The organism is uncultured Cyclobacterium sp. (assembly GCF_963976465.1).
Classification (GTDB): domain Bacteria; phylum Bacteroidota; class Bacteroidia; order Cytophagales; family Cyclobacteriaceae; genus Cyclobacterium.
In genome coordinates, this window is sequence record NZ_CAXBOC010000349.1 from 1 (window position 1) to 6,306 (window position 6,306).

General features: G+C 38.6%; 5 protein-coding genes. 4 read left to right on the plus strand and 1 reads right to left on the minus strand.

What is annotated here, in order from left to right; genetic code table 11:
* A partial coding sequence (locus tag AAC037_RS17455; RefSeq protein ID WP_339904356.1) for a DUF2723 domain-containing protein occupies positions 1 to 2,477 on the plus strand: 2,477 nt, incomplete at its 5' end.
* Positions 2,478 to 2,550: 73 nt separating this feature from the next.
* Here AAC037_RS17455 and AAC037_RS17460 read toward each other — a convergent pair.
* A complete protein-coding gene (locus AAC037_RS17460) occupies positions 2,551 to 3,327 on the minus strand; it encodes a class I SAM-dependent methyltransferase (protein WP_339904357.1) in 777 nt (258 codons plus the stop codon).
* 75 nt (positions 3,328 to 3,402) lie between these two features.
* Here AAC037_RS17460 and AAC037_RS17465 point away from each other — a divergent pair, with 75 nt between their 5' ends.
* The 3 genes from AAC037_RS17465 to rmuC all read left to right on the plus strand — a co-directional run.
* Positions 3,403 to 4,626: a GWxTD domain-containing protein gene (locus AAC037_RS17465; RefSeq protein WP_339904358.1), complete on the plus strand. Its 1,224-nt coding sequence runs from the start codon at positions 3,403 to 3,405 to the stop codon at positions 4,624 to 4,626.
* Entirely contained in the window at positions 4,599 to 5,375 is a 777-nt protein-coding gene (rlmB, locus tag AAC037_RS17470; RefSeq protein ID WP_014018113.1) for a 23S rRNA (guanosine(2251)-2'-O)-methyltransferase RlmB, read from the plus strand. The genes AAC037_RS17465 and rlmB overlap by 28 nt, the downstream gene beginning before the upstream one ends.
* A 20-nt stretch (positions 5,376 to 5,395) precedes the next feature.
* On the plus strand, positions 5,396 to 6,306 hold a 911-nt coding region (rmuC, locus tag AAC037_RS17475), incomplete at its 3' end, for a DNA recombination protein RmuC (RefSeq protein ID WP_339904360.1).

Genomic DNA, 6,306 nt, shown 5'->3' on the forward strand with positions numbered 1-6,306 from the left:
TTATCAAGGATCCAGAGGAAGAAAACAAGTACATGATCTTTATCGCCTATTTGGTAGGATTATCAATAGGAGTTCACTTATTAAATCTGGTAACCCTTCCGGCTTTAGCCTTAGTTGTTTACTTTAAAAAATATAAAAACCATAACCTTAAAGGAGGAATCATTGCCTTTTTATTAGGGGGCGTAGCCTTGGTTGTTATCAATAATTTTATAATTCCCGGCTTACCAAGCATTGCAGGTTCTCTAGAAATCTTTTTTGTCAACAGTTTAGGCATGCCATTTGGTTCGGGCATTATCTTCTTTTCTATTGTATTCTTAGGAGGGCTGATTTTTGCTGTGATATATTCTCACAAAAAAGAAAAAGTCATTTTAAATACCATTTTAATTTGCTTCTCTTTTATTCTTATAGGTTATAGTTCGTATGCACTGATCGTAATCCGCGCGAATGCTGAGCCAGTAATCAACGAAAATGATCCTAAAGACATTATCAGTTTTGTTAGCTATCTAAAAAGAGAGCAATATGGCTACCGTCCTCTGATGCAAGGACAGTATTTCACCGCAGACATTATTGATCAGGTAGAAGGGGACCCTGTTTATGCCAAGGGAGAAGACAAATATGAAGTGGTGGATTATCAATTGGAAAACATTTATGATCCTGAAAAAACCACCTTACTTCCTAGAATATACTCTACTCAAGAAAGGCATAAACAAATCTATAGATCCAAGCTGGGATTAAGGGAAGGTCAAGACCCTACTTTCTTTGACAATATCTATTTCATGTTTGACCACCAACTGGGTCATATGTATTGGAGGTATTTTATGTGGAATTTCAGTGGAAGAGAGAGTGACTTTAGTAATGCCCCCTATTTAAGTATATGGAATACAATTACCATAGATTTTCCTGATTATATCAAAGAAAATAAAGGGCATAACAATTATTTTATGCTACCCTTAATTTTAGGGCTTATAGGCATGTTTTTCCAAGCAAAACATGACCCGGAATCATTCTGGCTTACCCTCATGCTATTCCTAATGATGGGAGTCGTACTGGTACTCTACCTCAATTCCCCGCCTGTAGAGCCAAGGGAAAGAGATTACATCTATGTGGGTTCCTTTTATGCCTTTGCCATCTGGATTGGCTTTAGTGTAATGGCCATCAGTCATCAACTTAGAAAATTGAAAAAAGGAATGGTAATGGCAGGGGTATATGCTGCACTAATTGCATTGCCTGTTCCTATTTTAATGGCCGCAGAAAATTGGAATGACCATGACAGATCCGACAGGTACTTCTCTGTGGATTCCGCTAGAAACTTTCTCGCTTCATGTGCCCCCAATGCCATATTATTCACCGGAGGCGACAATGACACCTTCCCGCTTTGGTATGTGCAGGAAGTGGAAGGCTTTAGGACTGATGTGCGGGTTATTGTATTAAGTTATTTTGACACCGATTGGTATGTCAAACAAATGGCCAGGCCTGTCAATGAGTCTGCTGCTTTGGATTTCACTTTGAATTTTGACAACTTTAAAAAAGGCACCAATGATGTGCTTTACGTAACGGATAGAATTGAAAGCTTGCCACTGGTGGAATACCTCAAACTATTAAAAGGCAACAGTGATTTACTAAAATTAACCAATAGCAGGTCAAGCAGCAATATTAATACGGTTCCTTCCAGAATTTTAACCTTGCCCGTAAATACTGAAAATGTAGAAAAATCCGGAATTGTGCCGCCACAATTTAAGGACCTGCAAATTCCAAACATCAATATTAGGATCAAGGGAAATTATGTAACCAAGGGTAACCTGATGTTATTGGATCTGATCGCTACTAACAATTGGGAAAGACCCATTTATTTCAACAATACTTCTTTGGCCACCATTGGCTTTGACATGAGTGACCATGTGGTCATGGAAGGACTGACCTACAGGTTGCTCCCCATCCAAAAGCCCGACAACCAAGACGAGTTAATTAATACCGATCTGGCCTATAAGAATGTTACTGAAAAATTCGCCTTTAGAGGAATGGACAATCCGGACAACTATTTTGATGACGAATTCAGGAGATTCACCTCCAACCATAGAAGTGTACTCAATAGCATTGCCATAGCCTTATTGGATGAACAAGATAAGGAGAGAGCGGAAGACATTATGAGGTTGAGTCTGGAAAAACTTCCCGGAAAGGCCATACCGTACGACATGGCTAGCGGACAAGCTGTACCCGTTTTATTCGAGTTGGACATGGATGAAGAAGCCCTGGATATTATCGACCAAATGTCTAAACGTTCTATAGAGCTCCTTGACTTCTATCAGGAGACCGGTAGATCTATGGACAGGGAAGCTCAAATCTCCATGCAGATGTTGCGCTACTTTGTACCCCAATTACGAGAACAGGGGTATGAAGAAAAGGCCAATCAAATTCAGCAGGATTACGAACGAATATTTGGAGCTGCAGCAGGTCCCCCACAACTTCAAAGAAGATAAAATAGCCATTGGCTGATTAATATTAAACGCTAAAAATTATTCCAATCGGCTGCTTATCAATTTAAGCAGCCGATTATTTTTTGTGTAGAATATAGTACAGATCTAAGGCCTCCTCAGGGTTTTCTACCAACAAGTAATCTTCATGATGCAATTGTTCTACAGCCGCTCCTTGATGTTTATGTAGCTTATTTCTATTGATTCTATTTAAGATCTCATAGGGGATTTTCAGCCATCCGGCAGGTAACCTGTATTGTAGGTTTAAAATATCCCAACGCGTAATTTTATTTACGGAAACCTTATTCGCTTCGTAATAATCCCAAACTTTGGCATTCCCGCCAATCCCTTTTGTTTCCACTTTATCAAAAATTGATTCACATAATTTTTGAAGTTGAGAAGGTGTATATTCTCTTATATGCCAAGGATTCCTAGACAATGAAAACCTAATATTTGGGGTGGAGATCAAAGCCATTCCTCCCGGTTTTAATACACGATAAATTTCTTCCAGGTATTGCCTGTCATCATCAATATGTTCAATCACCTGAAAACTCACAACTGAATCAAAGGAATTATCCTCCACGCCGGCCAATGGAGGAATAATTGCTTGCTCGAAGGTAAATTCCGGGTATTTATCCTTTAGCCTGTCCAAGATTTCCCCTATCTTGTCTAGGCCGTGGTAATGATTTACCAATGGGCCTAGGGCCTGTACCCCTCTGCCTTCGCCACAGCCAATCTCCAACAAATTGCCGGAAACGAAACTTTTAGCAACAATGTATGCTTTAAAAAGACGTTGATGAATAGGATTGTCACTGATTAACTTATCGGAAGTAATTTCCGTTGTATAGGTAGCCATCTAAAATTTTATTATTTTCAACAAAATTAAGGTTAATTTTTAAAACCAACTATGGAAAAAATAAAGTCATTGTATATGAAACGAAATATTGGGTTATTATTTATTTTAATCCTCCTTTCTCTTCCTTCTTTTGCACAAAAAAATCTGCAAAGTATTAACCAGAGTTTAAGGTATTCCAGGTATTCAAGAATTTCTTTGAAAGTAATTCCAATTAAAACCGCAGAAAGAACTTTTAAATTACAAATGCTGGTTGAGAAAATCGAAGAGGATCCGAATTTTGACGATTACTTATTCTCTTACACCATTGTCCATAGCTTTGATCAGAGAATTGAGGATGATCAGGTAATTGCCTTGGATCAAGACCTGCTTAAAAAAAATACTACCGGCCATTTTTATTTTGAAGAAACTGTAGAAATCCCAAGTTCCAGAGACCAGGCCTATGTTATTTTTCGGGCAATAGACACCAGACAAGAGGATGAATATGTTTACCATGCAGATTTAATTAGTCCTTTTGTGGTAGATCAACCTTCTTTCGGCGCCTACTTTGGCAATGACATACCCTTTGACCAAAATTTTTTAAATGCGGAAGAATCCTTACTCTTCAAAAGTAACCAAGGAGTAAGCTTATATAGGTATTTTTACCCACAAGATTTCCCTATCCCCCTTCCTCCTATGGAAACCAAGGTTCCTGAAATAGCCAAGGAAACCAAAGTAATCAATGAAGGGGATTTCTTATTGAATGTACCTGTATCCTTTGACAAATCAGGCTATTACTTTATACAAAAAGACACCACCACCGCTAGTGGGTTACTGATCAAAACGGCCGGAAAAGCATTCCCAAAAGTGTCAACTTGGGAAGAAATGATCCAAATGGTTGCTTATATTTCTACCCGAAAAGAGCACGAGGCTTTATTGGCTGCAGAAAACAAAAAAATAGCCCTAGATGAATATTGGATCCGGATGACACGAGATGAAGAGGCAGCTAAAAAATTGATCAAAGAGTATTTCCGGCAAGTGGAATTTGCCAATATTTTATTCACTGATTTTAAAGAAGGTTGGGCAACAGACCGTGGCATGGTCTATATAATTATGGGGCCTCCACAAGAAGTATACTTTAATTTAGACAAAGAAACTTGGGTTTACTTGTCTAAGGATTCAAATTCAAAAATAACCTTTACCTTTGCACGTGTAAAGAATATTTTAACCCCACAATATTATACATTGAACCGATCCAGAGCCTATCAGCCTGTATGGTTCAAAACTATCACAGCATGGAGAAACGGAAGGATGGTTTTTTAATCAACAAAAGCGAAGACCAAAAGGATTTTATCTTTGGCATCAGGTCCATCATGGAGGCTTTGAATGCAGACAGAGAAATAGACAAAATACTGGTAAACAAAGAACTTAAAGGAGATCTTTTAAAAGAATTACTTGCACTAACCAAGGAGAAAAAGCTACCGGTAACCAAGGTTCCCGAAAGTAAACTCAATCGAATAACCAGAAAAAACCACCAAGGTGTCATCGCTTATATATCATCCATAGCCTATGCTTCATGGGAAAATGTAGTGGACAGCACTTATACTAAAGGGGAAGCACCACTTATTTTGATGCTTGACAGGGTCACGGATGTACGTAATTTTGGAGCCATTGCCAGGACAGCAGAAGTTGCGGGTGTTCATGGAATTATTATTCCGGAAAAAGGTAGTGCGCAAATCAATTCGGATGCGGTTAAAACATCTGCCGGAGCTTTAAATTTTCTACCGGTAAGTAGGGTAAGAAACCTCTATTATACCCTTAAGGACCTTAAGAAATCAGGTTTGAAAGTGGTGGGTGTGACCGAAAAAACAGACCGAATGATGTACCAGGCAGACCTTACTACTCCTACAGTATTGGTTATGGGATCTGAAGAAGATGGCGTTTCAGATGAACTTATGGGCTTGTGTGATGAATTCGTTAAAGTTCCTGTTCATGGCCAAATAGAAAGTTTAAATGTTTCTGTTGCCACAGGGATAGTGATTTACGAAGCTATTCGACAAAGAAAACAATAAACTCCCTAATTCCGGATCAAATGGCAATAGAATTGGTTGTGCTTTTGGTATTGATGTCCGGCATAATAGCCTTGCTGGCTACGTTGTTGATCAAGTCCTACAAAAAACGCGACCAATTGAAAGAAAGCCTGGGAGACCTTAGCCTGGAAAAAGAAAGGCTTAGCGAAAAGTACCAGTATCAGTCAAGCAAATATGGAACGTCTCAAAAAGAAAATGAGCAACTTTCCATACTTTCCAATTCCTTAGAAAAAGAGAATTACCAACTCGCTTTAGATAAAGGAAAACTGGAAAGTGAGCTTCAGTTTATGCGTGAGAAATTAATTTTTCAAAAGCAGGAAATAGAAAAAATGCGTGGTCAATTTCAACAAGAATTTGAATTACTGGCCAACAAAATTTTAGAGGAAAAATCCAAGAAATTCACTAGTCAAAATCAGGAAAATATAGAAAACTTTCTCCAGCCCCTAGGGAAAGAATTGAACGCCTTTAAGAAGCAAGTACAGGAGGCTTACGCCATGGAATCCAGAGAAAGGTTTTCACTGGAAAAAAAAGTCAAAGAACTCGCAGAACTAAACCAGCAAATCAGTCAGGAAGCCAAAAACTTAACCAATGCCTTAAAAGGCAATGCCAAAATTAGGGGAAATTGGGGAGAAGCAATCTTGGAAACCATATTACAAAATTCCGGTTTAGAAAAAGACAGACATTACAGTATTCAGGGCTTTCTGAAAGACGAAAATGGTCAAGCCCTTCTTGGCCCTGATGGTAAGAAAATGCAACCGGATGTAATCATTCATTATCCGGATGACAAAAAGGTAATCATTGACAGTAAGATCTCGTTAATTGCCTACGAAAAATACAGCAATGCTCTGGGAGATGCAGAACAAAAATCTGCGCTTGAACTTCATGTAAAAGCGATAAAAACCCATATCGACCA